At 70.0% G+C, this 26,149-nt stretch carries 23 protein-coding genes; 20 read left to right on the forward strand and 3 right to left on the reverse strand.

Features of this window, described 5'->3' with window-relative positions; genetic code table 11:
• The first annotated feature begins 104 nt into the window (after window positions 1-104).
• Window positions 105-1,655, forward strand: coding sequence for a succinyl-CoA:acetate CoA-transferase ScpC (scpC, locus tag RZ1_RS07920; protein WP_072810762.1), 1,551 nt, complete (start codon window positions 105-107; stop codon window positions 1,653-1,655).
• Window positions 1,656-1,680: 25 nt separating this feature from the next.
• Here scpC and RZ1_RS07925 read toward each other — a convergent pair whose 3' ends face one another.
• Complete coding sequence (locus RZ1_RS07925) at window positions 1,681-2,307, reverse strand: DUF3515 domain-containing protein (protein WP_072810997.1); 627 nt, start codon at window positions 2,305-2,307, stop codon at window positions 1,681-1,683.
• Between the two features lie 115 nt (window positions 2,308-2,422).
• On the opposite strand from RZ1_RS07925, the gene RZ1_RS07930 reads away from it, so the two are divergent.
• The 3 genes from RZ1_RS07930 to RZ1_RS07940 are packed head-to-tail and all read left to right on the forward strand — an operon-like array spanning window position 2,423 to window position 4,634.
• Window positions 2,423-3,382 carry a thiamine-phosphate kinase gene (locus RZ1_RS07930; protein WP_072810764.1) on the forward strand — a complete coding sequence of 320 codons (960 nt, stop codon included), beginning with the start codon at window positions 2,423-2,425 and terminating at the stop codon, window positions 3,380-3,382.
• Window positions 3,383-3,392: 10 nt separating this feature from the next.
• Window positions 3,393-3,914, forward strand: coding sequence for a gamma carbonic anhydrase family protein (locus RZ1_RS07935; RefSeq protein WP_072810766.1), 522 nt, complete (start codon window positions 3,393-3,395; stop codon window positions 3,912-3,914).
• Between the two features lie 9 nt (window positions 3,915-3,923).
• Window positions 3,924-4,634, forward strand: coding sequence for a uracil-DNA glycosylase (locus RZ1_RS07940; protein ID WP_072810768.1), 711 nt, complete (start codon window positions 3,924-3,926; stop codon window positions 4,632-4,634).
• 36 nt (window positions 4,635-4,670) lie between these two features.
• On the opposite strand, the gene RZ1_RS07945 is transcribed toward RZ1_RS07940, so the two are convergent.
• Entirely contained in the window at window positions 4,671-5,483 is an 813-nt protein-coding gene (locus RZ1_RS07945; protein ID WP_072810999.1) for an enoyl-CoA hydratase/isomerase family protein, read from the reverse strand.
• Between the two features lie 117 nt (window positions 5,484-5,600).
• Window positions 5,601-5,792, reverse strand: coding sequence for a 50S ribosomal protein L28 (gene rpmB, locus RZ1_RS07950; RefSeq protein ID WP_003939060.1), 192 nt, complete (start codon window positions 5,790-5,792; stop codon window positions 5,601-5,603).
• Between the two features lie 194 nt (window positions 5,793-5,986).
• Between rpmB and fakA the strand changes: the two genes are divergently transcribed.
• The 16 genes from fakA to ftsY all read left to right on the forward strand — a co-directional run bounded on the left by fakA (window position 5,987) and on the right by ftsY (window position 26,023).
• Window positions 5,987-7,666: a DAK2 domain-containing protein gene (fakA, locus tag RZ1_RS07955; RefSeq protein WP_072810770.1), complete on the forward strand. Its 1,680-nt coding sequence runs from the start codon at window positions 5,987-5,989 to the stop codon at window positions 7,664-7,666.
• A 41-nt stretch (window positions 7,667-7,707) separates the two neighbouring features.
• Complete coding sequence (recG, locus tag RZ1_RS07960) at window positions 7,708-10,056, forward strand: ATP-dependent DNA helicase RecG (protein ID WP_072810771.1); 2,349 nt, start codon at window positions 7,708-7,710, stop codon at window positions 10,054-10,056.
• A gap of 192 nt (window positions 10,057-10,248) precedes the next feature.
• Window positions 10,249-13,650, forward strand: a complete 3,402-nt coding sequence (locus tag RZ1_RS07965) for a pyruvate carboxylase (RefSeq protein WP_072810773.1) — start codon at window positions 10,249-10,251, stop codon at window positions 13,648-13,650.
• Window positions 13,647-14,213: a 16S rRNA (guanine(966)-N(2))-methyltransferase RsmD gene (gene rsmD, locus RZ1_RS07970; protein WP_072810775.1), complete on the forward strand. Its 567-nt coding sequence runs from the start codon at window positions 13,647-13,649 to the stop codon at window positions 14,211-14,213. Before RZ1_RS07965 ends, rsmD begins: the two co-directional genes overlap by 4 nt.
• Window positions 14,210-14,701, forward strand: coding sequence for a pantetheine-phosphate adenylyltransferase (gene coaD / locus RZ1_RS07975; RefSeq protein ID WP_072810776.1), 492 nt, complete (start codon window positions 14,210-14,212; stop codon window positions 14,699-14,701). The genes rsmD and coaD overlap by 4 nt, the downstream gene beginning before the upstream one ends.
• Before the next feature lie 152 nt (window positions 14,702-14,853).
• Window positions 14,854-15,612, forward strand: a complete 759-nt coding sequence (locus tag RZ1_RS07980; protein WP_072810778.1) for a DivIVA domain-containing protein — start codon at window positions 14,854-14,856, stop codon at window positions 15,610-15,612.
• 159 nt (window positions 15,613-15,771) lie between these two features.
• Window positions 15,772-16,335 carry a YceD family protein gene (locus tag RZ1_RS07985; protein ID WP_072810780.1) on the forward strand — a complete coding sequence of 188 codons (564 nt, stop codon included), beginning with the start codon at window positions 15,772-15,774 and terminating at the stop codon, window positions 16,333-16,335.
• 2 nt (window positions 16,336-16,337) lie between these two features.
• Complete coding sequence (gene rpmF, locus RZ1_RS07990) at window positions 16,338-16,520, forward strand: 50S ribosomal protein L32 (protein WP_003939052.1); 183 nt, start codon at window positions 16,338-16,340, stop codon at window positions 16,518-16,520.
• Window positions 16,521-16,548: 28 nt separating this feature from the next.
• Entirely contained in the window at window positions 16,549-17,310 is a 762-nt protein-coding gene (gene rnc, locus RZ1_RS07995; protein ID WP_283235920.1) for a ribonuclease III, read from the forward strand.
• 6 nt (window positions 17,311-17,316) lie between these two features.
• Window positions 17,317-18,183 carry a bifunctional DNA-formamidopyrimidine glycosylase/DNA-(apurinic or apyrimidinic site) lyase gene (gene mutM, locus RZ1_RS08000; protein ID WP_072810784.1) on the forward strand — a complete coding sequence of 289 codons (867 nt, stop codon included), beginning with the start codon at window positions 17,317-17,319 and terminating at the stop codon, window positions 18,181-18,183.
• 141 nt (window positions 18,184-18,324) lie between these two features.
• A complete protein-coding gene (locus RZ1_RS08005) occupies window positions 18,325-19,062 on the forward strand; it encodes a GAF and ANTAR domain-containing protein (protein WP_072810785.1) in 738 nt (245 codons plus the stop codon).
• A 35-nt stretch (window positions 19,063-19,097) separates the two neighbouring features.
• Entirely contained in the window at window positions 19,098-19,535 is a 438-nt protein-coding gene (locus RZ1_RS08010; RefSeq protein ID WP_072810787.1) for an OsmC family protein, read from the forward strand.
• Window positions 19,536-19,567: 32 nt separating this feature from the next.
• Window positions 19,568-20,524 carry an SMP-30/gluconolactonase/LRE family protein gene (locus RZ1_RS08015; protein ID WP_072810789.1) on the forward strand — a complete coding sequence of 319 codons (957 nt, stop codon included), beginning with the start codon at window positions 19,568-19,570 and terminating at the stop codon, window positions 20,522-20,524.
• A gap of 10 nt (window positions 20,525-20,534) precedes the next feature.
• A complete protein-coding gene (locus tag RZ1_RS08020) occupies window positions 20,535-20,828 on the forward strand; it encodes an acylphosphatase (protein ID WP_238071847.1) in 294 nt (97 codons plus the stop codon).
• A 22-nt stretch (window positions 20,829-20,850) separates the two neighbouring features.
• On the forward strand, window positions 20,851-24,525 hold the full coding sequence (gene smc / locus RZ1_RS08025; protein ID WP_083583578.1) for a chromosome segregation protein SMC: 3,675 nt from the start codon (window positions 20,851-20,853) through the stop codon (window positions 24,523-24,525).
• A 31-nt stretch (window positions 24,526-24,556) separates the two neighbouring features.
• On the forward strand, window positions 24,557-26,023 hold the full coding sequence (gene ftsY / locus RZ1_RS08030) for a signal recognition particle-docking protein FtsY (protein WP_072810790.1): 1,467 nt from the start codon (window positions 24,557-24,559) through the stop codon (window positions 26,021-26,023).
• Window positions 26,024-26,149: the final 126 nt, after the last annotated feature.

Consider the following 26,149-nt stretch of genomic DNA (forward strand, 5'->3'; position numbering starts at 1 on the left):
GCGGGTTCGGCTGTTGTCCGGTCGTGACCCTCCACCAGTGGTGTGTGTCCCTCGGGACGGAAGAATGTGACGGGCCTTTCTTCGCGGCGGTTAATCTGAGTGGCATGAACGTGCACCACCTCCTTTCCGATGTCGCGTCGGAGTCGAACCGAATTCACCACTCCGCGTTTCGGAACAAGATCGTCTCCGCCGAGGAGGCAGTGCAGCACATCCACGCCGGTGACACCGTCGCAATCAGTGGCTTCGCGAGCGCGGGCACCCCGAAGGCGGTGACCCCGGCGCTCGCCGATCGCATCCGCCGGTCCCGTGCCTCCGGCGCGGACTTCGCGGTGAATCTGCTCACCGGTGCCTCGGTGGCGTCCGACACCGAACGGATGCTCGCGGAGGTCGACGGCATCTCCCTGCGCATGCCCTATCAGGCCGAGCCGACGGCCCGCCGCAGCATCAACGCGGGCAGCATGGATTACGTCGACATCCATCTGTCGCACGTCGCCCAGCAGGTGTGGGAGGGCTACTACGGTCACGTCGACATCGCGGTCGTCGAGGTCTCCGGCATCACCGAGACCGGAGAACTGATCCCCTCCGCTTCGATCGGCAACAACAAGACCTGGCTCGACGTCGCCGAGAAGATCATCCTCGAGGTGAACTCGTGGGTACCGACCGCGATGGCCGGGATCCACGACGTGTACTACGGCACCGCACTGCCCCCGCACCGCAAGCCCATCATGCTCACCGCTGTCGAGGACCGGATCGGGCAGACCACCTTCCGGGTGGACCCGGACAAGGTCGTCGCGGTCGTCGAGACGAACGCCCGCGACAGCGCCAGCGGGCTGACCCCGCCGGACGCCGTCAGCCAGGCGATCGCCTCGCACGTGCTGGACTTCTTCGAGCACGAGGTCTCCCGCGGCCGACTGCCCGCCGATTCGCTGCTGCCGCTGCAGTCGGGCATCGGAAATGTCGCGAACGCCGTGCTTCAGGGTCTCGACGCCGGACCGCACAAGGGCCTGACCTGCTATTCGGAGGTCATCCAGGACGGCATGCTGCACCTGATCAAGCACGGCACCGTTCGGTTCGCGTCGGCGACGTCGCTCGCGCTGAGCGAGGCCGGTATCGACGAACTGGTCTCCAACATCGATTTCTACCGCGAGCACATCGTGCTGCGCCCCCAGGAGATCAGCAACCACCCGGAGGTCGTGCGGCGCCTGGGCATCATCGCGATGAACGGCATGCTCGAGGCCGACATCTACGGCAACGTGAACTCGACCCACGTCATGGGCACGAAGATCATGAACGGTATCGGTGGTTCCGGCGACTTCGCCCGCAACGGCTACCTGTCGATGTTTCTGAGTCCGTCCACCGCGAAGGGCGGCAGCATCTCCTCGATCGTGCCGATGGTGCCGCACGTCGACCACACCGAGCACGACACCCAGGTGCTGGTCACCGAACAGGGCCTTGCCGATCTGCGCGGGCTGTCGCCGCGGCGCCGCTCGCGAGTGGTCATCGACAAGTGCGCGCATCCCGACTACCGCGACGCACTGCACGACTACGTCGCGCGTGCCGAGTCGGTGGCCGACGCCGGCCACACCCCGCACCTGCTCGGCGACGCCCTGTCGTTCCACCAGCGGTTCCTGGATACCGGATCCATGCGCCTGTGATCGTGCCCGGCGCCGGTCGGTGAGATCAGTTCCCGCTCACCGGCGCCGGATCGATCTGCTGCTGCGGCAACGCCTCGGTGAGCGCGGCCGAGACCTCCTGCAACGGTGACGGCCCGGACCCGTTCGGCACCGTCAGCGCGACATACACGGGCCGGTCCACCGCGAACCACGTGCTCGCGGCGATGCCCTCGGCTGCGCCGGACACCTCGAACCACTGCACGCCGTCGACGACCTGCAGCGCCGCCGCCGCGTCGAACTCGCCGGGCCGATCCAGGCCGCACCGCAGCACGACCGGTTCCGCCTCGTCGATCTGCCAGGCCGCGGTACCGGCCGGGACCGGTTCGACGAGTTCGGCACGCGTGTAGTCGCCGAGCTTCTCGGGCAGCGCTGTGAGCAGATCCGCGCATTCGGCGGACTCGGCGTTCGGTGCAGGCACCGGCCCCAGGGCCAGCGGGCCCAGTACGGGCTTGCGGTCGATGAGCACCGCGGCGACGACGATTCCGATGAGCAGCGCGACCGGCAGTGCGATGGCCGTGGCGAGGAGTGCGGGATGGCGGCGCTCCTCGTCGGGCGCCTGCTCCGTATCGGTCGCGTCGGTGTCGGGGATGTCGGCAGTGCCGTCGGGTTCGGGAGAAGAATCGGATTCGATCATCAGGTCCATTTTCGGGGGCGGTAGCGTGACCCGAACCTATCAAGTCCGACGAGACCATCCGTGCACACCGAGGCGTCGGCCGCTGGGTCGGAGCCGGAAGGAGACACCTGTCACCGTGCCCGACCGCACCGGCCCCACCGTCGCCGAACTCGGCGAATTTCCCGTCATCGACCGCGCGACCGCCGGCCGTAGCCAGCCCGCGACGACCCTCGTCGGGCCGGGGCACGACGCGGCGCTCGTCGCCGCTTCCGACGGCCGGGTCGCGATCTCGACGGACATGCTCGTCGAGGGCAGGCACTTCCGGCTGGACTGGTCCAGTCCGCAGCAGGTAGGACGCAAGGCGGCTGCGCAGAACGGCGCGGACGTCGCTGCGCTCGGTGCCCGTCCGACCGCGTTCGTCGTCGCTCTCGGGTGTCCGCCCGGTACGCCCGTCGACGTGCTCGAAGGGATCTCCACGGGTCTCGGGGAGGCAGCGGAGGCGATGGGGGCAGGTGTCGTCGGCGGAGATCTCGTGCAGGCCGATCAGGTCATCGTCTCGGTGACGGTGCTCGGCGACCTGGAGGGCCGGACACCGTTGTTGCGGACCGAGGCCCGTCCCGGCGACGTGGTGGCGCTGTCCGGCACCGTCGGGCGTTCCGCCGCGGGGCTGGCGTTGCTGCTGGCCGGTCACACCGGACACGCCGATCTGGTCGAGGCGCACCGCGTCCCCAACCCGCCGTACCGCGCCGGGGTCGCGGCGGCGCGGGCCGGTGCGCGCGCCGGTACCGACATCTCCGACGGTCTGCTCGCCGACCTCGGACATATCGCGTCCGCGTCCGCGGTCGCGATCGATATCGACTCGGGGCTGCTGGAACCGGGCCAGGACCTGCGTGCCGCCGCCGCAGACCTGGGCACGGATCCGTGGGAGTGGGTGCTGACCGGGGGAGAGGACCACGCGCTCGCCGCGTGCTTCCCGCCGGACGTGGCGCTTCCCGAGGGTTGGTACCGCATCGGCGCGGTGCGTGCCGGATCGGGTGTCACCGTCGACGGCCGCGACCACACGGGCCCCGGTGGGTGGCAGAGCTTCTCGAGATAGGTTTTCGACCATGGCTGTTTATGCGCTCGGCGATCGTGTTCCCGATATCCACCCCGAGGCGTGGGTACATCCCGATGCCGTGGTGATCGGCAACGTGACCCTCGGCGCGCGCGCGTCCGTCTGGCCGACGGCCGTGCTCCGCGGCGACTACGGTTACATCGCCGTCGGCGACGAGACCAACATCCAGGACGGCACGATCATCCACTGCACCGCCATCCAGGCCACGATCATCGGCGCCCGGTGCGTGGTCGGCCACAACGCGCACATCGAGAGTTCGACCATCGGCGACGGCTGCCTCATCGGTTCCGGCTCGCTGGTGCTCAACGGATCGGTCATCGGCGACGGAGCGCAGGTCGCGGCCGGTGCGCTGATCCCGCCGCGATTCGAGCTTCCGGCGCGGCGCATGGCGATGGGGGTGCCTGCCAAGGTCCGCGACGGCTTCGAGGTTCCCGAGGGAAGCTTCGACGCGAACGCCAAGATGTACGCGGCGAATGCCGAGTACTACCGCACCGCGCTGCGCCGCATCGACTAAGGGGAATCCGTGACGGACCAACTCACCGATCCGGACACACCGGCCGGGCCGCGACCGCTCGCCGAGGTCGTCGAGGCGGGCTGGGCGCGGGCCCTCGCGCCCGTCGCCGACGACATCGCCGCGATGGGACAGTTCCTGCGTACCGAGAACGCCGCCGGGCGTGGCTACCTGCCCGCCGGCAGCAACGTGCTGCGTGCGTTCACCCAGCCGTTCGACCGGGTACGCGTGCTGATCGTCGGACAGGACCCCTACCCGACGCCGGGGCATGCGGTGGGCCTGAGCTTCTCCGTCGCACCCGACGTGCGACCCGTACCGCGCAGCCTGGTCAACATCTACCGCGAATACACCGAGGACCTCGGTCTGCCGGTGCCCGCGAACGGCGACCTCACGCCGTGGGCGGAGCAGGGCGTGCTGCTGCTCAACAGGGTGCTCACCGTGCAACCGGGTCAACCCGCCTCGCATCGCGGCAAAGGATGGGAGGCCGTCACCGAACAGGCTATCCGGGCGCTCGTCGCGCGCGGCACACCGCTGGTGGCGATCCTGTGGGGGCGTGACGCCGCGACGCTGAAGCCGATGCTCGGCAGTGTGCCCACCGTCGAGTCGGCGCATCCGTCGCCGCTGTCTGCATCCCGCGGATTCTTCGGGTCGCGGCCGTTCAGCCGTGCGAACGCCCTTCTCGAACAGCAAGGTGGCGGGCCGGTGGACTGGCGTCTGGCCTGACCACCGGCCCCGCACCGGGCCGGCTCTCGCTGCGGCTCAGTCCCGTTCGAGGGACGTGAAATCGGGTCGGCGCTTCTCCACGAACGCGTTCGCACCTTCGATGCCGGTCGGTGACACCGCCGCCGACGAGATCGACTCCAGTTCGGCGTCGAGTTGTTCCGCGAGTGTCCGGTGCTGGGAATCCCCCACCAGCCGGCGGATTCCGGCGTAGGCCGCGGTGGGACCGTTGGCGAGGGTCCGCGCGATGCGCACCGCTTCGCTCTCGATCTCGTCGTCGGCCACGAGCCGGCTCAGCACTCCGAGGCGAACCGCCTCGTCCGCACCGAGCACCGTGTCGGTGAGGATCATCTCGCGGGCCCGGGCGATCCCGACGACTCGCGGCAGCGTCCAGGACATGCCACCGTCCGGCGTGTATCCGATGGACGGGTAGGCGGGGCGCAGCTTCGTCGACGGACCGCCGAGCGCGATGTCGGCGTGCAGCACGATGCTCATCCCAGCGCCCGCGGCCCAGCCGTGTACCGCGGCGACGATGGGGACACCCACGGCGTCGAGGGCCAGCACGAACTCGTGGAAGCGGCGGGCGATGTCGCCGACATGCGCACGGCGGTCGTCGGCGCCGGCGAATCCGCGCACGTTTCCACCCGCGCAGAAGTTGGAGCCTTCACCCACCAGCAGGACAGCGCGGATCTCGGGTCCGGCGGCGCGCAAGGCGGCGGTGCCCTGATCGACTCCGGCAGGGGAAAGGGAAGTGCCGTTCTCGGCTGTCGCCACGGCGATGCGCAGGACCCCGTCGATCACGCTGACGTGCGACGGGGAGGCCGCGGACGCACCGGTGCCAGGCGCGGAGATGTCGGTCACAGGAGTTTCGGTCACCTTCGGCACATTAGCCGCCGCGGCGCATCCGGCAAAACGGAAGTACCCCCGGCGTCGGAACGCCGGGGGTACTTCCGATCGGTCTCTACTCGATCAGCCGCGAACGACCTTGCCTGCCTTCAGGCAGGAGGTGCACACGTTGACCTTGCGGGTATTGCCCGGGGCAACCTGGGCGCGCACGCTCTGGATGTTCGGGTTCCAGCGACGATTGGTACGCCGGTGCGAGTGCGAGACCGACTTCCCGAAGCCGGGGCCCTTGGCGCATACGTCGCAGACGGCAGCCATGTCGCGAACTCCTTGTTATGTAGTGGATATTGTCATGCTTGTCCTGCGAACACGAGGAACTGTCGCTACCCGTGCGAGGCAACCCTGCAAGAGTAGCGAATGTGACGGCCGATGACCAAACCGGCCGCGTCCAGGCTCCGCGGTTACCCTTTCGGCATCGGAAATCGGCGGGTTGCGGAAAGAGGAGTCCACAGTTGTTCGAAGCGGGGGACGTGGTGGACGCACCGGCGCTGCGCCGCTGGGCGGAACTGGGACTGAAGGCCATCGAGGAGCGCCGCGACGAGATCAACGTCCTCAACGTCTTCCCCGTCCCGGATGGTGACACCGGCACGAACCTGCTGATCACGGTGCGATCCGCGGTGGACTGGCTCCACTCCTCGGGCACGTCGCAGACGGCCGCCGATGTCCTCGACGCTCTCGCGCGAGGGGCGTTCACCGGAGCACGCGGCAACTCCGGCGTGATCCTCGCGCAGATGTTGCGCGGCATGGCCGACGCCACCGCGACCGCGGAACATCTCGACGCGGCCGGGATCGCGCGCGCGCTGGACCGCGCGGCCGTCGAGGTGATGCGCGCGCTCAGCACTCCCGCCGACGGAACCATCGTCAGCGTCTTGCGCGCCGCTGCTGCCGGCGCGTCCCGGCTCGGTGCGGGCGCGACACCCGCGGATGTGGCGCTCGCTGCCGCCGACGCCGCGGCGGCTGCCCTGCAGCACACGGTCACCCAGCTCGACGTTCTCGCCGAGGCCGGCGTCGTCGATGCGGGCGGCCTCGGCCTGATGATCCTCCTCGACGTGTTCGTGGAGGTCGTGACCGGCGAACGACCCGACCGGCGCCTCACCCTCACCACCCGGCCTGTTCCGCCGGTGCGGTCCGCGGCGCGGCACGACGACACACCCGCACGCAATGATGCTGCCGCTCACGGCGGCACCGTCACCCACGCCGTGCAGGACTACGAGGTCATGTACTTCGTGAGCGGCTCCGACGACAAGCGCATGGAGACGCTGCGGACGCGGCTCGACACACTCGGCGACTCCGTCGCGGTGGTCGGCGACGGCGCCAGAACCTGGTCCGTGCACGTGCACTGCTGCGTGCCCGGTGCCGCAGTCGAAGCGGGGCTGGCGGCGGGAAGTCTCCACCGCATCGAGATCACCTGCTTCGCGCTCGACGCGGTGCATCGGGACAACTGCGACAGCGAGCTTCGGCAACGTCCCGCCTCGGCGGGCCGGGCCGTGCTCGCGGTCGTCGAGGGCGACGGCGCGGCGCAGCTTTTCGAAGCCGAGGGAGCCGTCGTCGTCCGGGCCGACCGGCCGATGACGATCCCGGGGTTGCTCGACGCGATCCGCGCGGTCGACGCTCCCGAGGTGCTGGTGCTGCCCAACGGGTCGCTCAGCGAGCAGAATCTCGTCGCCGTCGGGGCCGCGGCCCGCGACGACCATCGGGCGGTGATGTTCCTGCCCAGCTGGTCGATGGTGCAGGGGCTCGCGTCGCTCGCCGTGCACGACGCCGAGCGGGAATCCGTCGACGACGCGTTCACCATGACCGAGGCCGCTGCGACCACCCGGTGGGGCTCGCTGCGCATCGCGCAGGAACGCGCCCTGACCTGGGTGGGAACGTGCGAGCCCGGGAACAGCCTGGGTCTGGCCGGTCACGATGTCGTAGTCATCGAGCATGATCTGGTCGCAGCGGGCGCGTCGCTTCTCGACAAGATCCTCGCCGCGGGCGGCGAGCTCGTGACGATGCTGGTCGGATCCGGCGCTCCCGACGGCCTCGCCGAGCAGCTGACCGCCCACCTCGATGCGCACCACCCCGAGGTGGAGGTCGTGGTGTATCACGGGGGACAGGGCAGCGACCTGCTGCAACTCGGTGTCGAGTAGAAGCCGCACCGAGCAGAAGCGGACACGGCGAAAGGACGGCAGTGGCGACACTCGCGGACCGACTCGATCATCTTCTCGGACGCAAGACCGCCGACGCCCTGCTCGACGCGTTCGGCATGTCCACCGTCGAGGATCTGCTGCGCCACTATCCCCACCGCTACGCGACACAGGGCGCCGAACTCGGCGACGCGCAGCCGGAAGAAGGCCAGCACGTCACGATCATCGCGCGAGTCGAGAAGGCCGACGAGGTACGGATGAAGAGCCGGCCCGGGACCCGGCTCGCGGTGGTGCTGGTGTCGGATCGGCAGAAGATCGACGTGACCTTCTTCAACCCGCACAAGGTCAAATACAACATCAAGCCCGGCGTGCGCGGCATGTTCTCCGGCACCGTCAAGTACTTCCGGGACAAGTGGAGCCTGGCTCATCCCAGCTACGTCATCCTCCCCGAGCCGCGCGACGCGGAGGTCGGGGGAGCGACACCCGCACCGGCCCGGGTCCGCGGCGCCGGCGCGCTGGCGGGGATGGCCCGCAGCGCGCAGAGCGGTGACGGCATCGACATGTCCATCTTCGACCGGGCGCTGATCCCCATGTACCCGGCGACCCGCGACGTCGAATCGTGGACGGTGATGCGCTGTGTGCGGCAGATCCTCGACCAGCTCGAGGTCGTCGACGACCCGTTGCCGGAGTGGGTACGCCGCGAGCACAACCTGATCGGGCTGGACGAGGCGCTGCGCACCATCCACCTCCCCGACACGAAGGAACAGGTGACGGCCGCACGGGCGCGGCTGCGCTTCGACGAGGCCACCGCACTCCAACTGGTGCTCGCGCGTCGCCGGCACGACGTCGCCGTCCGTACCGCGCCGGTCTGCGCGCGGCGCGAGGACGGCATCGCCGCGGAATTCGACCGGCGGTTGCCGTTCGAGCTGACTGCGGGACAGCTCGCCGTCGCCGACGAGATCGCCGCCGACCTGTCGGTGTCGCACCCGATGAACCGGCTGCTGCAGGGTGAGGTCGGTTCCGGCAAGACCATCGTGGCGTTGCGGGCGATGTTGCAGGTCATCGACTCCGGGCACCAGTGCGCGCTGCTCGCGCCGACGGAGGTGCTCGCTGCGCAGCACGCCCGGTCGCTGACGTCGATGCTGGGGGATCTGGCCGCCGCCGGTGAGCTCGGCGCCCACGAACTCGCGACCAAGGTGACACTGGTGACCGGGTCGATGCCGGCGGCCCGCAAGAAGCAGGCGCTGCTCGACACCGTCAACGGCGACGCCGGCATCGTCATCGGCACCCACGCGCTGATCCAGCAGGGCGTCAATTTCCTCGACCTCGGTCTCGTCGTGATCGACGAACAGCACCGCTTCGGTGTCGAACAGCGCGACGCGCTGCGCAACCGCGGTCGGGACGGCGCGAGTCCGCACGTGCTGGTGATGACCGCGACCCCGATTCCGCGGACGATCGCGATGACCGTCCTCGGCGACCTCGAGGTCTCGACCCTGACCGAACTGCCGCGCGGGCGATCACCGATCGTGAGCCGCGTCGTGCCGGCGAGGGTGCATCCGGGCTGGGTTGATCGTGCCTGGGAACGGATCGGCGAGGAGGTCGCGCAAGGGCGGCAGGCCTATGTGGTGTGCTCCCGCATCGGGGACGGCGACGCGGACGAGGACGCCGACGCCGACTTCTTCGTTCTCGAGGACTCCGAACCGGCACGCGGCACCCCCAAGGGGCGCGGTGCAGCAAAGGGCGGCGCAGGAAAGGGCGGGCGGGCCGGCGTCGAGCCGCCGGAGACCAAGTCGGTGCTGCAGCAGTACGAGGAGCTGTCCACCGGGCCGCTGAGTCACCTGCGCGTCGGGTTGCTGCACGGCCGGTTGCCCTCGGACGAGAAGGACGCCGTGATGCGCGACTTCGGTGCCGGGAAGATCGACGTGCTGGTGTGCACGACCGTCGTCGAGGTCGGTGTGGACGTGCCCAACGCGACGGTGATGGTGATCGTCGACGCCGACCGGTTCGGTGTCAGCCAGCTGCATCAGCTGCGCGGTCGCGTCGGGCGCGGGGGGCATCAGGGCCTGTGCCTGCTCGTCACCGACAGCCGGCCCGGATCGCAGGCGATGATGCGTCTCGACGCCGTCGCCGGGAACACCGACGGGTTCGCGCTTGCACAACTCGACCTGCAGCAACGCCGCGAGGGCGACGTGTTGGGAGTCGCCCAGTCCGGCACGGCGTCGACGCTGCGGCTGCTCTCGCTCGTCGACGACGTGGAGGTCATCGCCGCGGCCCAGGCGTTCGCGCGGGCGGTCACCGACGAGGACCCGGGTCTGGACAAGCATCCCGGGCTCGCGCGGATGGTCACCGCGGCGCTCGACAGCAAGCGCGTCGAATTCCTCGAGAAATCCTGAGCCGCCGCCGTGTAACGTCCTGCGCACCGCGGGCACGGTCGGGCCGTGAGGTAACAGCGAGCACACCCGTCGTGTTACCCGTGAGTTACCGATCGGCGAACTGCATCGTTTCAGTCCGCTTTCCGGCCGCGCCGTCCCACAATGTGGAACGAGTCGGCAAATCGGCGTGTTTCGGCGCGGTACCGTCGTCCAATGTTCTCGAAAGTGCTTGTCGCCAACCGTGGCGAGATCGCGATCCGCGCCTTCCGTGCCGCCTACGAACTGGGCGCCGGGACCGTCGCGGTGTTCCCGTACGAAGACCGCAAGTCGCTGCACCGGCTGAAGGCCGACGAGGCGTACCAGATCGGTACGGAAGGCCATCCCGTGCGCGCGTATCTGTCGGTCGAGGAGATCGTTTCGGCCGCGAAGTCCGCGGGCGTCGACGCGATCTATCCCGGCTACGGCTTCCTGTCCGAGAATCCGGATCTCGCCGCGGCGTGCGCGGAGGCCGGCATCACCTTCATCGGACCGCCGGCCGAGGTGCTCGAGCTGACCGGCAACAAGGCCCGCGCGATCGCCGCGGCCAAGGCGGCCGGCCTGCCGGTGCTGGCCTCGTCCGAGCCCTCGTCCGACGTCGAGGCGCTGCTCGCGGCCGCCGAGAACATGGAATTCCCGGTGTTCGTCAAGGCGGTGGCCGGTGGTGGCGGACGCGGCATGCGCCGGGTCGCCGAGCGCAGCCAGTTGCGCGAATCCATCGAGGCCGCCTCGCGGGAGGCCGACGCCGCGTTCGGGGATCCGACCGTGTTCCTCGAACAGGCCGTCGTCGACCCCCGCCACATCGAGGTCCAGATCCTCGCCGACAAGCACGGCAACGTGATGCACCTGTTCGAGCGGGACTGCTCGGTGCAGCGCCGCCACCAGAAGGTCGTCGAGCTCGCGCCGGCACCGAACCTGCCGGAGGAACTGCGGCAGAAGATCTGCGCCGACGCGGTCGCATTCGCCGGGCAGATCGGCTACCAGTGCGCCGGCACCGTCGAGTTCCTGCTCGACAAGCAGGGCCGCCACGTGTTCATCGAGATGAACCCGCGTATACAGGTCGAGCACACCGTGACCGAGGAGATCACCGACGTCGACCTCGTGCAGGCGCAGATGCGCATCGCCTCCGGTGAATCCCTGTCCGATCTGGGACTGTCGCAGGACACCGTGGCGATCCGCGGTGCGGCACTGCAGTGCCGCATCACCACCGAGGACCCGGCGAACGGCTTCCGCCCCGACACCGGCCGGATCACCGGATACCGCACCCCCGGCGGCGCCGGCATCCGCCTCGACGGCGGCACCTCCGTCGGCGCGGAGGTCTCCGCACACTTCGACTCGATGCTCGTCAAGCTCACCTGCCGCGGCCGCAACCTCGAGGCCGCGGTCGCGCGGGCCCGGCGCGCGGTCGCCGAGTTCCGAATCCGCGGCGTCGCCACGAACATCCCGTTCCTGCAGGCGGTGCTCGACGACCCGGATTTCCGGGCGGGCAACGTGACCACCTCGTTCATCGAGGAGCGTCCGGAGCTGCTGACGCTGCGCTCGTCCGCGGATCGTGGCACCAAGATCCTGCGGTATCTCGCGGACGTGACGGTCAACAAGCCGCACGGCCAGCGCCCCACCACGGTGTACCCGCACGACAAGCTCCCCGCGATCGACCTGACGGCCCAGCCGCCGGCCGGTTCACGGCAGCGGCTGCTCGAACTCGGCCCCGACGGCTTCGCCCGGGCGCTGCGCGAGCAGAAGGCCCTCGCGGTCACCGACACCACCTTCCGCGACGCCCACCAGTCGCTGCTCGCGACCCGCGTCCGCAGCAAGGACCTGCTCACCGTCGCCGGGCACGTCGCGCGGATGACGCCCGAACTGCTGAGCATCGAGGCGTGGGGCGGTGCCACCTACGACGTGGCGCTGCGCTTCCTGCACGAGGACCCGTGGGAGCGGCTGGCTGCGCTCCGCGAGGCGATTCCCAACATCAACCTGCAGATGCTGCTGCGCGGCCGCAATACCGTCGGCTACACGCCGTACCCGGAGGCGGTGACCCGGGCGTTCGTGCAGGAGGCGGCGAGCACCGGCATCGACATCTTCCGGATCTTCGACGCGCTCAACAACGTCGACCAGATGCGCCCGGCGATCGATGCGGTCCGCGAGACCGGCACCACGATCGCCGAGGTCGCCCTGTCCTACACCGGCGACCTGTCGAACCCGAACGAGACGCTCTACACGCTCGACTATTACCTGAAGCTGGCCGAGCAAATCGTGGAGGCCGGCGCGCACGTGCTGGCGATCAAGGACATGGCCGGTCTGTTGCGCGCCCCCGCCGCCGCCACCCTCGTCTCGGCGCTTCGCAGCAACTTCGACCTGCCCGTGCACGTGCACACCCACGACACCCCCGGCGGTCAGCTCGCCACCTATCTGGCGGCATGGCACGCGGGTGCGGACGCGGTCGACGGTGCGTCCGCGGCCCTGGCCGGCACCACCAGCCAGCCCGCGCTGTCCGCGATCGTCGCGGCGGCCGCGAACAGCGAGTTCGACACCGGTCTGGACCTGCAGGCCGTGTGCGACCTCGAGCCGTACTGGGAGGCGCTGCGCAAGGTGTACCAGCCGTTCGAGTCCGGCCTGCCGGCGCCGACCGGCCGTGTCTACACCCACGAGATTCCGGGCGGGCAGCTGTCGAACCTGCGTCAGCAGGCCATCGCGCTCGGTCTCGGTGACCGTTTCGAAGACGTCGAAGCGGCCTACGCCGGTGCCGATCGGCTGCTCGGGCGACTCATCAAGGTCACCCCGTCGTCGAAGGTCGTCGGCGACCTCGCACTGCACCTCGTCGGTGCCGGCGTGTCCGTCGACGCCTTCGCCGCCGACCCGGGCCGCTTCGACATCCCGGATTCGGTCGTCGGATTCCTGCGCGGCGAACTGGGCACCCCCGCCGGCGGCTGGCCCGAACCGTTCCGCAGCAAGGCACTGGCCGGTCGCAGCGAACCGAAGGCCGAGCCGCAGCTCGCGCCGGAGGACGAGAAGTCGCTGGGAGGCGGCTCGCTCGAACGGCGCCGCACCCTCAACCGGCTGCTGTTCCCGGCCCCGACGCGCGAGTTCGAAGAGCACCGCGACGCCTACGGCGACACCTCCGAACTGTCGGCCAACCAGTTCTTCTACGGTCTGCGCCAGGGTGAAGAGCATCGCGTCAAGCTCGACAAGGGCGTCGAACTGCTCATCGGCCTCGAAGCGATCTCGGACGCCGACGAACGTGGCCTCCGCACCGTGATGTGCATCCTCAACGGTCAGCTGCGCCCCGTCTCGGTGCGCGACCGCTCCATCGCCAGCGAGGTTCCGGCCGCGGAGAAAGCCGACCGGAACAACCCCGGTCACGTGGCCGCGCCGTTCGCCGGCACCGTCACCCTCGTCGTCGGTGAAGGCGACAAGGTGGCCGCGGGCGACACCGTCGCCACGATCGAGGCCATGAAGATGGAAGCGGCGATCACCGCGCCGCGCGGCGGGCAGATCACCCGCCTCGCGATCGGTGGCGTCCAGCAGGTCGAGGGTGGCGATCTGCTGGTGGTCGTTGCCGCCGAGGAAAGCGCCGAGTGACACGGATAGTCGCGGGGCGGGCCGGGGGGCGGCGCCTGAAGGTGCCGCCCCGCGGTACCCGGCCTACCTCCGAACGTGTGCGCGAGGCACTGTTCAGTTCCCTCGACGCGCGCATGGACCTGGAGGGCGCCGCGGTCCTGGACCTCTACGCGGGATCCGGTGCCCTCGGCCTCGAAGCCCTGTCTCGCGGCGCCGCGCAGGTGCTGCTCGTCGAATCCGACGCCAAGGCCGCGGCCGTGATCCGGCAGAACATCGCCGAGATCGGCCTGCCAGGCGCGGTGCTGCGCGCGGCACCGGTGTCCACCGTGCTGGCCGGCACCCCGGACCGCGTCTACGACCTCGTGCTGGCGGATCCGCCGTACGCGATCGGTGAGGACGCGGTGTCCACCGTGCTGGCCGCTCTCGTCGACGGTGGATGGGTCGGTGACGGCTCGGTGGTCGTGCTCGAACGGTCCTCGCGGTCGCCGGAAACGGTGTGGCCGGACGTCCTCGAGGCGGGGCGGGTCCGCAAGTACGGGGAGACCCGGATCGAGGTCGCCACCTGCTACGGTGCTGAATCATGAGCAGCGCCGTCTGTCCCGGATCCTTCGACCCTGTCACCAACGGACATCTCGACGTCATCGGCCGAACCGCCCTGCAGTTCGACGAGGTCGTCGTCACCGTGCTGATCAATCCGAACAAGCAGGGCATGTTCACCGTGCCCGAGCGCCTCGAGATGCTCGCCGAGGCGACCTCGCATCTCGGGAACGTCCGGGTCGACGCCTGGCAGGGGCTGCTCGTCGACTACGCGAAGGCCAACGGCATCACCGCGATCGTCAAGGGCCTGCGCGGTGCCAACGACTTCGACTACGAGCTGCAGATGGCGCAGATGAACCACAAGCTCACCGGCGTCGACACCCTGTTCGTCGCCACCAACCCCGCCTACAGCTACCTGTCGAGCTCGCTCGTCAAGGAAGTCGCGACCTACGGCGGTGACGTCTCGGACATGCTCCCCGCGACGGTCCACAAGCGGCTGCTCGCGCGGATCGCCGAACGGGCCGCGGCGAAGTAGCGCCGGCCGTCCCGGGCAGGTAACGGTTTCGACAACTCGGGCACCGGTTCGCCGACACGCCCGCGAGCGTTGCGCCGCACCGCTCCGCCTGCGGCAGACTGGCAGCTGGCCGCGGCCGCACCGGCCGGGCCGGACGAGGATTGGGGTTGGGCGTGTACCGGGTATTCGAGGCACTCGACGAACTTGTGGCGATCGTCGAGGAAGCACGCGGTGTTCCGATGACCGCCAGCTGCGTGGTGCCGCGCGGGGACGTTCTCGAACTCCTCGATGACGTACGGGACGCGCTGCCCAGCGAGCTGGACGACGCGCAGGATGTCCTCGACCACCGTGACCGCCTGGTCGGCGACGCGCGGGCACTGGCCGACAAGACCGTCGGCGACGCCGACGACGAGGCGCGCGCCTTGCTTGAACGGGCCCGTGCCGATGCGGACCGCATGCTCGCGGATGCGAAGGACCAGGCCGACCGGATGGTGCAGGAGGCACGGGCGCATGCGGACGAGCTGGTCCGCAACGCGCGGGCCGAGGCCGAGGACACCGTCGCCGAGGGCAAGCGGCAGTACGAGGCCGTCACGGGCCGGGCCCGCGCCGAAGCGGACCGCATGATCGAGTCCGGCAAGGCGTCCTTCGAGCGGGCCGTCGCGGACGGCGAGGCCGAGCAGGCTCGCCTGGTGTCGCAGACCGAGGTCGTGCAGGCGGCTCACGCCGAATCGGCACGGGTGATCGACGGCGCACACGCCGAGTCGGACCGGCTGCGCACCGAATGCGACGAGTACGTCGACGGCAAACTCGCCGATTTCGAGGAGATCCTCAACACGACGCTTCGCTCGGTGGGGCGAGGTCGGCAGCAGCTGCGGACCGCCGGGGCCCCGGACTATGCGGAGGCGGACTGGCGCGCAGATCGGCGCCGCTGACGCTCGCCACCGGGCGGATTTCCCCCCAGCACGTCCCGTCGCGTACCATCGGGGGGTTGCCCAGTACAACTGGACGGCTACGTGCCGTCGATCCGAAAGCGAGTTCCAGTGTCTTCCCGTCATCGCAGTGCGCCTCGTCCCGCCCGGGACGAGGGATTCGTGCTGGACGTGATCTCTCTCGGTCGTCGGCCGGGGTCGATGCGTACGGTGAACCGGGTCGTCCCGTCGCCGTCACGCATCGGTCTCGACCTCGTCGCGATCGAGGAGGGCGCGGATGTGGAACTCGATCTGCGACTCGAGGCTGTGTCGGAGGGGGTGCTCGTGACGGGCACCGTCCGTGCCGGCACCGTCGGCGAGTGCTCGCGGTGCCTCGAGCCGTTCACCGGCTCGGTGGACCTGTACCTCACGGAGTTGTTCGCCTACCCGAACAGCGTCACGGAACAGACCACCGACGAGGACGAGATCTACCGGATGGTGGACGACGAGATCGATCTCGAACCGGTCATCGTCGACGCCGTCGGACTGGAGCTTCCGCTGCAGCCGTTGTGTAACGACGACTGCGCGGGACTGTGCCCCGAATGCGGCATTCGCCTGGCGATTGCGGAATCCGGGCACGGGCATGAAATAATCGATCCTCGCTGGGCTGGGTTGGCAGCTGCCTACGGCGCAGGATCCGAAGAACCCAGCAGTGCACCTGACAGCAAGATCAACGAGGAGAAGTAGACGTGGCCGTCCCCAAGCGCAGAATGTCGCGTTCCAACACCCGGTCGCGGCGCAGCCAGTGGAACACCACTGCGCCGACCCTCGTCACCTGCCCGAACCGTGGCTGTGGCGAGAAGAAGCTGCCTCACGTGGCGTGCCCGTCGTGCGGCACGTACAACGGCCGTCAGGTGACCGCTGCCGTCTGATCCGGTTGGCATCGTGACGAACGAATCGATGAATACATCGTCCGTGGGCGGCGAGGAGGATCATGCGTCTCTCCTCGCCGCTCTCGGCGTGACTCTGGACCAGGGACTTCTGACGCTGGCGCTCACGCACAGGTCGTACGCCTACGAGAACGGCGGGCTACCGACCAACGAGCGCCTCGAGTTCCTCGGCGACGCCGTTCTCGGCCTCACCGTCACGGAGAAGCTGTACCTGACGCACCCGGACCGGTCCGAGGGCGAACTTGCCAAGATCCGTGCGAGCGTGGTCAACATGCACGCCCTCGCGGAGGTCGCGCGAGGCCTCGGCGACGGGGGTCTGGGTGTACACCTGTTGCTGGGTAAAGGTGAGGAACTGACCGGCGGCCGCGACAAGGCGAGCATCCTCGCCGACGGTATGGAATCGCTGCTCGGCGCCGTCCACCTCGAACACGGCATCGACGTCGCGCGTGGCGTCGTGCTGCGATTGTTCTCCGAGCTCCTCGAGCGCGGTCCGCGACTCGGAGCCGGACTGGACTGGAAGACCAGCCTGCAGGAGCTCACCGCAGAACGCGGCGCGGGTGTGCCCGTCTACGAGATCTCCGCGACGGGCCCGGACCACGACAAGGAATTCACGGCGACGGTGCTCGTTGCCGGTTCCGCGCTCGGAGTCGGTGTCGGCCGCACCAAGAAGGAAGCCGAGCAGAAGGCTGCGTCCACCGCGTGGCAGACGCTGACGGACGGCACGGCGACCGACCGGACCGCCGCCGACGAGACCGGCACCGAACAGAACTGATCCGCGGTGCCGGAACTCCCCGAAGTCGAGGTGGTCCGTCGCGGCCTGCACGAGCACGTGCTCGGTGCGACGATCGAATCCGTGCAGGTGCTGCATCCGCGTGCGGTGCGGCGGCACGAACCCGGCCCGCGCGATCTCGCGCTGCAATTGACCGGTCAGACGGTCGCGGCCGTGCAGCGGCGCGGCAAATACCTGTGGCTCGTGCTGGAACCGGCCGATGTGGCACTCGTCGTGCACCTGGGTATGAGCGGTCAGATGCTCGTGCAGCCCCCGTCGGTGCCCGACGAGAAACACCTGCGCATCCGCGCCGTGCTCGACAACGGCGCGGATCTGCGGTTCGTGGACCAGCGGACCTTCGGAGGCTGGGCGCTGGCGCCGCTCGTCGAGGTCGACGGCGATCTGCTGCCGGTGCCGGTCTCGCACATCGCCCGCGACCCGATGGATCCCCGATTCGATGCCGACGCGGTCGTGAACATCCTGCGGGGCAAGCACACCGAGATCAAACGCGCGCTGCTCGACCAGACCGTCGTCTCCGGCGTCGGCAACATCTACGCCGACGAATCCTTGTGGCGCGCAGAGCTTCACGGCAATCGGATCACCGACACGCTGTCGCGTCCCAAACTGAGGGCGGTGCTCGCGGCGGCGCGGGAGGTGATGGGGGAGGCGCTCGCCCAGGGCGGCACCTCGTTCGACGCGCTCTACGTGAACGTCAACGGTGAATCCGGCTATTTCGACCGATCCCTCGACGTGTACGGCCAGGAGAATCGGCCGTGCTCGCGATGCGGCGCCGCGATCCGCCGTGAGAAGTTCATGAACCGCTCGTCCTACAGTTGCCCGAGGTGCCAGCCGCGACCGCGGGTCCGGCGCGCCTGAACGCACCGCGGGCCCGCTCGAGTTGGTCGCCGAGCCGCTCGGCATCGCTGAGGGTGTCCTCCCCGGCACGTGTCGAATCCACTGTTCCGATCTTTGCCCGAGTGGAAAGTCCGGTATCTGGATCGGGGGCACAATCGACGTATGGCGGTCTCCACCGGAGGCGAAGACCTGGGGAAGCGGATGGCCCAGCTCGCCCGAGAATTCGCTGCCCCCGACGAGGTCGACGATGTTCTGCGTCGGGTCACCCACGCCGCGGTCGAGCTGATTCCGGGTGCCGACTGTGCGGATGTTCTCGTCGTCGGCGGCCGCAGGCAATTCGAATCGAAGGCGGCGACCTCGGATCTGCCCGCCTACCTCGCCGCCGTGCAGATCGCACTCGGTGAGGGGCCGTGCCTCGACGCCGCCACCCGCGACGCGACGGTACGAGCCGACGACCTGCGCGGCGAAACGCGTTGGCCCCGATACGCGTGCGCCGCAGTCGAGGTCGGTGTGCTGAGCATGCTGACGGTCCACCTGTACAGCCACAGTTCGACTGTGGGGGCGCTGAACCTGTACAGCTTCCGTGTCGCCGGATTCGACCGCGGTGACGAAGCCACCGCCGAGATGCTCGGCACCCACGCCGCTCTGGCGACCGCGGCAGCATCCGCCCACCGGCAGATGACCTCCGCCCTGGCCAGCCGTGACCTGATCGGCCAGGCCAAGGGCATGCTGATGGAACGGTTCCACATCGATGCCATCCGGGCCTTCGAGCTGCTCCGGCGGCTGTCGCAGGAACGCAACACCCCGCTGGTGCGCATCGCCGAGGAACTCGTCGCCACCGGATCCCGCCTCGCTTCGTCCCGATCGGCCGATCGGCCGGCTGCCGACGATCCTCGGTGACGGCGTCGTCGGTGTGCCGTGGCAGGATTCGAGCCATGGCTGACCAGACACCCGACACCCCTCCCACCGAACTCTGGGTCGAGCGCACCGGCACCCGCCGCTACACGGGGCGCAGCTCGCGCGGCGCCGAAGTGCTCATCGGCTCCGATACCGTCGAAGGCGTGTTCACCCCCGGTGAGCTGCTGAAGATCGCTCTTGCCGCCTGCTCCGGCATGAGCTCGGACTTTCCGCTGTCGCGCCGGCTCGGCGACGACTACGACGCCACCATCAAGGTCTCGGGCGCCGCGGACCGGGAGAACGAGGTGTACCCGCATCTCGAGGAGGAGCTGATCCTCGACCTGTCCGAACTCGACGCCGACGCGCAGCAGCGCCTGCTCACGCTCGTCGAGCGGTCCGTCGACAAGGTGTGCACCGTCGGCCGTACGCTCAAGACCGGCACGAAGGTGAGCCTGACGATCACCTCGGACGCCTGATCGACCGCAGGCAGTAGACCGAAGGGGGATCGATGGGGACAGGCACTATTCGGGTCGCAGTCGGGGCCGCGGCCGCGGCCGTGCTGGGGATGGTCGCGGTTCCGTCGGCGCACGCCGGAGCGACGCGGCCGGCGACCGCCGCACCCACGGCGTGCGCACCGCGCACCGTGACCACGGTGACGTCCGGGCTCGGCGTGCTCGAGAATCTCGAATTCGACGGGCGCGGTGGGCTGCTCGTCTCCGAAGGCACGCTCGCCGGCGACGGCGCGTTGCGGCGTGTCACACCCGACGGCGCGATCGGCACGGTTCTGGACGACGTCACCGGTCCGGGTGGCATCGTCGTCGACGGTGACACCGTCTATCTCAACGTTGGTAACACCACCGCGTCCGGCGTGAACAACACGCCGGACGGCACCGTCGACACGATCGACCTCGACACCGGGGAACGCCGCACCGTCGCGACCGGCATCGTCATGCCGAACGGTCTCGGTGTGCTGCCCGACGGCTCACTGCTCGTCTCCCGCGACGTCGGCGCCGTCGGCCTGACTCACGCGGCCGGCGACGGGGGTGAGGCCACCGTGCTGCGCACGGATCTCGGCTCCGTCAACGGCATCGAAGTCGACGGCAGCACCGTCTACACCGTCACCACGTTCGAGCCGGTGAACCGGCTGCACGTGCTCGACGCCGCGGACCTCACCGGGCCCGTCCGCAGCATCGATCTGCCCGGCCCGGGCCTGCTGCAGGCACCGGACGACCTGACGCTCGGCCCGGACGGCGCGCTCTACGTCGCGCTGAACCCGGCCGGTGCGATCCTGCGCGTCGACCCGGAGACGGGCGAGACCTGCCGCGTCGCCGAGGGCATTCCGCTCATCTCGTCGGTCGCATTCGGGGCGGGACCGGGCTGGGATCCGAACACGATCTACACCACCGGGTTCGACGGCACCGTCCGGGCGGCACATCCGGTGACCGAACAGCAGACGGCCGAATAGAGGAGGCACCGTGACCACTCCTGCATCCGGCTCGGTCGAACGCCTGACCGCATGGGTCCACGGCCGCGTGCAGGGTGTCGGATTCCGGTGGTTCACCCGCGCCCGGGCGCTCGAACTCGGGCTGGTCGGGCACGCGACCAACCATCAGGACGGGCGTGTGCTCGTCATCGCGGAAGGCCCGCGCCCCGCGCTCGAACAACTCCTCGCGTGGCTGCGTTCGGAACAAACCCCCGGCGAGGTGCGATTCGTCGTCGAATCGTGGGATCCGGCGCGCGGAGATCTGACCGGGTTCGTCGAACGGTAGCGCGCGGGTAGGGTTTTTCCTCATGTATTTGAAGAGTCTGACGCTCAAGGGCTTCAAGTCCTTCGCGTCCGCGACGACTCTGCGTTTCGAACCCGGCATCACCTGCGTCGTCGGCCCCAACGGTTCGGGGAAGTCGAACGTCGTCGATGCCCTCACCTGGGTGATGGGGGAGCAGGGCGCCAAGGCGCTGCGCGGCGGCAAGATGCAGGATGTCATCTTCGCCGGCACCGCCGGCCGTCCGCCGCTGGGTCGCGCCGAGGTCACGCTGACCATCGACAACAGCGACGGTGCGCTGCCCATCGAATACTCCGAGGTGTCCGTCACCCGCCGCATGTTCCGCGACGGTGCCGGCGAGTACGAGATCAACGGCACCTCGTGCCGCCTCATGGACGTGCAGGAACTGCTGTCCGACTCCGGTATCGGCCGGGAGATGCACGTCATCGTCGGGCAGGGCCGGCTCTCCGCGATCCTCGAGTCGCGTCCCGAGGACCGTCGCGCGTTCGTCGAGGAGGCCGCCGGAGTTCTCAAGCACCGCCGCCGCAAGGAGAAGGCGGTCCGCAAGCTCGACGCGATGCAGGCCAACCTCGCGCGCCTGACCGACCTGACCGCTGAACTGCGCCGCCAGCTCAAGCCGCTCGGACGTCAGGCCGAGGTCGCCAGGCGTGCCCAGACCATCCAGGCCGACCTGCGCGACGCGCGGCTGCGCCTGGCCGCCGACGACCTGGTCTCCCGCCGCTCCGACTTCGCCGGACAGGACGAGCAGGAACGCATCGTGCGCGAACGCCTCGACCACGTGCTGGCCGCGTTCGACGATGCGAACGCCGAACTCGCCCAGCACGAACAGGCCGTGGCACGCCTGACACCGGGTGCCGAAGCGGCCTCCCAGACCTGGTTCCGGCTGTCCGCGCTCGCCGAAAGGCTCGGGGCGACCGTGCGCATCGCGCAGGAACGGGCCCGTCACCTCGACGAGGCACCGGCGGCCCGGCCCGGGCAGGATCCCGACGAGATGGAGGCGCGCGCCGACCGCATCGCGGAAGAGGAGGCCGAACTCCTCGAGGCCGTCGAGATCGCCCACGGCACCCTCGAGGCCGCGCGGGAACAGCTCGCGATGCAGGAGGACGCGGCGGCCACTGCCGAACGTGCACACCTGGCCGCGGTGCGGGCCGTCGCCGACCGCCGTGAAGGGCTCGCCCGGCTGTCCGGCCAGGTCGACACGATGCGCACCCGCGCCGAGTCCATCGACGCCGAGGTCGCGCGGCTCACCGTCGCCATCGAAGAGGCACGGCTGCGCGGCGTCGCGGCGCAGGCCGAGTTCGAGACCGCGCAGGCGCGCATCGACGACCTCGACGCCGGGGAAGTCGACGCCGACGCCCAGCACGAACGCGCCCTCGAGGCGCTGCGGATCGCCGACGAACGCGTCAAGGAACTGCAGGACGCCGAGCGTGCCGCAGGCAAGGAGGTTGCGTCCCTCGGCGCGCGCATCGAGGCGCTGTCGATGGGACTCGAACGCAAGGACGGCGCCGCCTGGCTCCTCGAACACCGGCCCGACACGGGTCTGCTCGGTCCGCTCGCGGAGCGCCTGCAGGTCGAACCCGGCTACGAGACCGCGGTCGCCGCGGCGCTCGGTCCCGCCGCCGACGCGGTCGCCGCCGAGTCGGTGCAGGCGGCGGTCGCCGCGGTCGCCGCCCTCGACGACGCCGACCAGGGCCGCGTCGCGTTCGTCGCGTTCGTCGCGGCCGGTGCCGGCGGACCGGGGGACGGCGGCGACCTGCCGGCCGGTGCGCGATGGGCCCGCGACGTCGTGCAGTGCGCCGCCGACCTGCGCGGCGGCGTCGATGCACTGCTCGCCCGCACCGTCGTCGTCGACGATCTCGCCGCCGCCACCGAACTGTGCGCCCGACGTCCGGAGCTGCGTGCCGTGACCCGCACCGGTGCGCTCGCCGGTGCCGGCTGGGTGCTCGGCGGCTCCGACCGAGTGCCCAGCACCCTCGAGATCCAGGCCGCGATCGACACCTCCGAACGGGGGCTCGAGCAGGCGACCCGCCGCTCCGAGGATCTCGCCGCGGCGCTGGCCGGTGCGCTCGCCGAGCAGGCGTCGCGCGCCGAGATCGCCGAACAGACCCTCGCGGCCCTCAACGAATCGGACGCCGAGATGTCCGCGGTGTACGAGCAACTCGGCCGGCTCGGCCAGGCCGCGCGCAACGCTCATGCCGAGTCCGACCGGCTCGCCGCGCAGCGCGCCAAAGCCGAGGAGGAGCGCGACGCGGCGCGGGAGAAGTTCGTCGAGCTCGAGGAGCGCCTGCGCCTGGCGGAGAACGAACGGTCCGGCAGCGGCGACGACACCGGCACCGACTCCACCGCCGTGGAACGAGAGGTCGCGGCCGCGGCGCTCGCCGAGGTCCGAGCCGTCGAGGTCGAAGCCCGGCTCGCCGCGCGCACCGCGGAGGAACGCGCGGAGGCGCTGCGCGGCAAGGCCGACTCGATGCGCCGTGCCGCGCAGGCCGAACGTGAAGCCCGTGCCCGCGCCGAACGCGCGATGCGCGCCCGGCAGCAGGCCGCGGCGGTCGCTGCCGCGGTCGCGGAGGCCGGCGCCCGGGTCGCCGCGCACCTCGACGAGGTCGTCGCCGGGGCGCTCGAGCACCGCGACACTCTCACCCGGCAGCGCGCCGAGCGCACCGAGCAGCTCGACCGGGTCAAGGAACTGGTCCGCGACCTGACGGCACAGCGCGACCAGCTCACCGATGCCGTGCACCGTGACGAGGTCGCCCGCGCCCAGGCCGCGTTGCGGATCGAACAGCTCGAGCAGACCATCCTCGAGCAGCACGGCATCGGCCTCGACGACCTGATCGCCGAGTACGGGCCCGACGTCCCGTTGCCGCCCAGCGCGCTGGAGATCGCCGAGTACGAGCAGGCCCGCGAGCGCGGCGAGCAGGTCGTCGCGCCCCAGCCCGTCCCGTACGACCGGCCCACCCAGGAGCGTCGCGCCAAGCGGGCCGAGAAGGACCTGACGACCCTCGGCAAGGTCAATCCGCTCGCACTCGAGGAGTTCGCGGCGCTCGAGGAACGCTACAACTTCCTGGCCACGCAGCTCGAGGACGTCAAGAACGCCCGCAAGGATCTGCTGTCGGTGGTCGCGGAGGTCGACGCGCGCATCCTGCAGGTGTTCACCGAGGCGTACGCCGATGTGGAACGCGAGTTCGAGCAGGTCTTCGCGAAACTGTTCCCCGGTGGCGAGGGCAGGCTCGTGCTCACCGACCCGTCGGACATGCTCACCACCGGCATCGAGGTCGAGGCACGGCCGCCGGGCAAGAAGGTCAAGCGGCTGTCGCTGCTGTCCGGTGGCGAGAAATCGCTGACCGCGGTCGCGATGCTCGTCGCCATCTTCCGTGCCCGGCCGTCCCCGTTCTATGTGATGGACGAGGTGGAGGCAGCCCTCGACGACACGAACCTGCGGCGCCTGATCGGCCTGTTCGAACAGTTGCGGGAGAAGTCGCAGCTGATCGTGATCACCCACCAGAAGCCGACGATGGAGGTCGCCGACGCGCTGTACGGCGTGAGCATGCGCGGCGACGGAATCACCCGGGTGATCTCGCAGCGGCTGCGAGGTCAGGATCTGGGTGGTCAGGACGTGAGCCGCACGCGGACGGACGCGGTCGAGGAGAACGCCGCCGACGGTGATCTCGTTCCCCGCGCCTGAAACCGGCGGTCGGGCCTGACAGTATGGGTGCGTGAGTACCGCAGCCTGGATAATCATCGCGGCCGTCTTGGCGGTCGTCCTCGTCGCACTCGTCGTCGGCCTGACCCTGTACCGGAGGCGGCAGGTGTCGCTGACGTCGGCGCCGACCCCGGAGCTCGAGGCCGAACCCAAGGACCGATCCGGTGGGTACAAGGCCCAGAGCGGATTCTCCTTCAGTCAGGGCTCGACCGCGACGGCACCGCCACCCGTCGAACGGCCCGCGCCCCGCCCCGAACCTCCGACGGTCAAGCTGCCGCAGGAGGTCACCGAGGCGCCGCCGGCACCGAGGCCGGCGCCGGCACCGGTGCCCGAGCCTGCGCCGGAAGAGGTCGCCGAGGAGAAGGTCGCCGAGGAGCAGGTCGCGGAGGAGGCACCCGCCGGGGTCGCGCCCGCACCCGAGGAAGCGCCCACACCCGAGGAAGCACCCGTCGCGGAAGTCTCGCCCGAGGTGGCTGCGCCCGAGCCGGAAGTGCTCGCGCCCGCACCCGAGACGGTGACGGTTCCCGAAGTCGAGACCGCGCCCGCGATCGAGGAGATCGCGCCGACCGCCGGTCGCCTGGACCGGCTGCGCGGCCGACTCGCCCGATCCCAGTCGGCGATGGGCAAGAGCCTGCTCGGCCTGCTCGGCGGCGGCGACCTCGACGAGGATTCGTGGGAGGAGATCGAGGACACCCTCCTCATCGCCGACCTCGGCGCCGCGACCACCACCAAGATCGTGGAGCGACTGCGACAGGAAATGGCGGCACGAAACGTGCGCACCGAAGCCGACGCGCGCGCGGTGTTGCGCGACGTGCTCGTCGCTGAACTGCACCCCGAGCTGGACCGGTCCATCCGGGCGTTGCCGCACGACGACCACCCGTCCATCCTGTTGGTCGTCGGTGTGAACGGCACCGGCAAGACCACGACGACCGGCAAGCTGGCGCGTGTGCTCGTCGCCGACGGGCGGCGCGTGCTCCTCGGGGCCGCCGACACGTTCCGCGCGGCCGCCGCCGATCAGCTCCAGACCTGGGCCGAGCGGGTCGGTGCGGAGGTCGTGCGCGGCAAGGAAGCCGGTGACCCCGCCGCCGTCGCGTTCGACGCCGTGTCCCGGGGCATCGAGAACGGCGTCGACGCCGTCCTCATCGACACGGCGGGCCGGCTCCACACCAAGACCGGCCTGATGGACGAGCTCGGCAAGGTCAAGCGGGTCGTCGAGAAGAAGGCCGGGGTCGACGAGGTGCTGTTGGTGCTCGACGCGACGATCGGCCAGAACGGGCTCACACAGGCCCGGGTGTTCGCCGAGGTCGTCGACATCACCGGTGTCGTCCTGACGAAGCTCGACGGGACCGCCAAGGGTGGCATCGTCTTCCAGGTCCAGCACGAACTGGGTGTGCCGGTGAAGCTCGTGGGCCTCGGTGAGGGCGCCGACGACCTGGCGCCGTTCGAGCCCGGTGCCTTCGTGGACGCTCTGCTCGGCTGAGAGCGGCGCAGCGCTCGTCGCCGTCGGCGGCGAGGCCCGGTGGACATGCCGCGCGACGACACCCACCGCCCCCGGCCGGGGGCGCGGAACACGTGTCGCGCGCGGCTTTTCCCATCTTTCGGACGC

This window comes from Rhodococcus zopfii NBRC 100606 = JCM 9919 (assembly GCF_001895025.1).
Lineage (GTDB): Bacteria > Actinomycetota > Actinomycetes > Mycobacteriales > Mycobacteriaceae > Rhodococcus > Rhodococcus zopfii.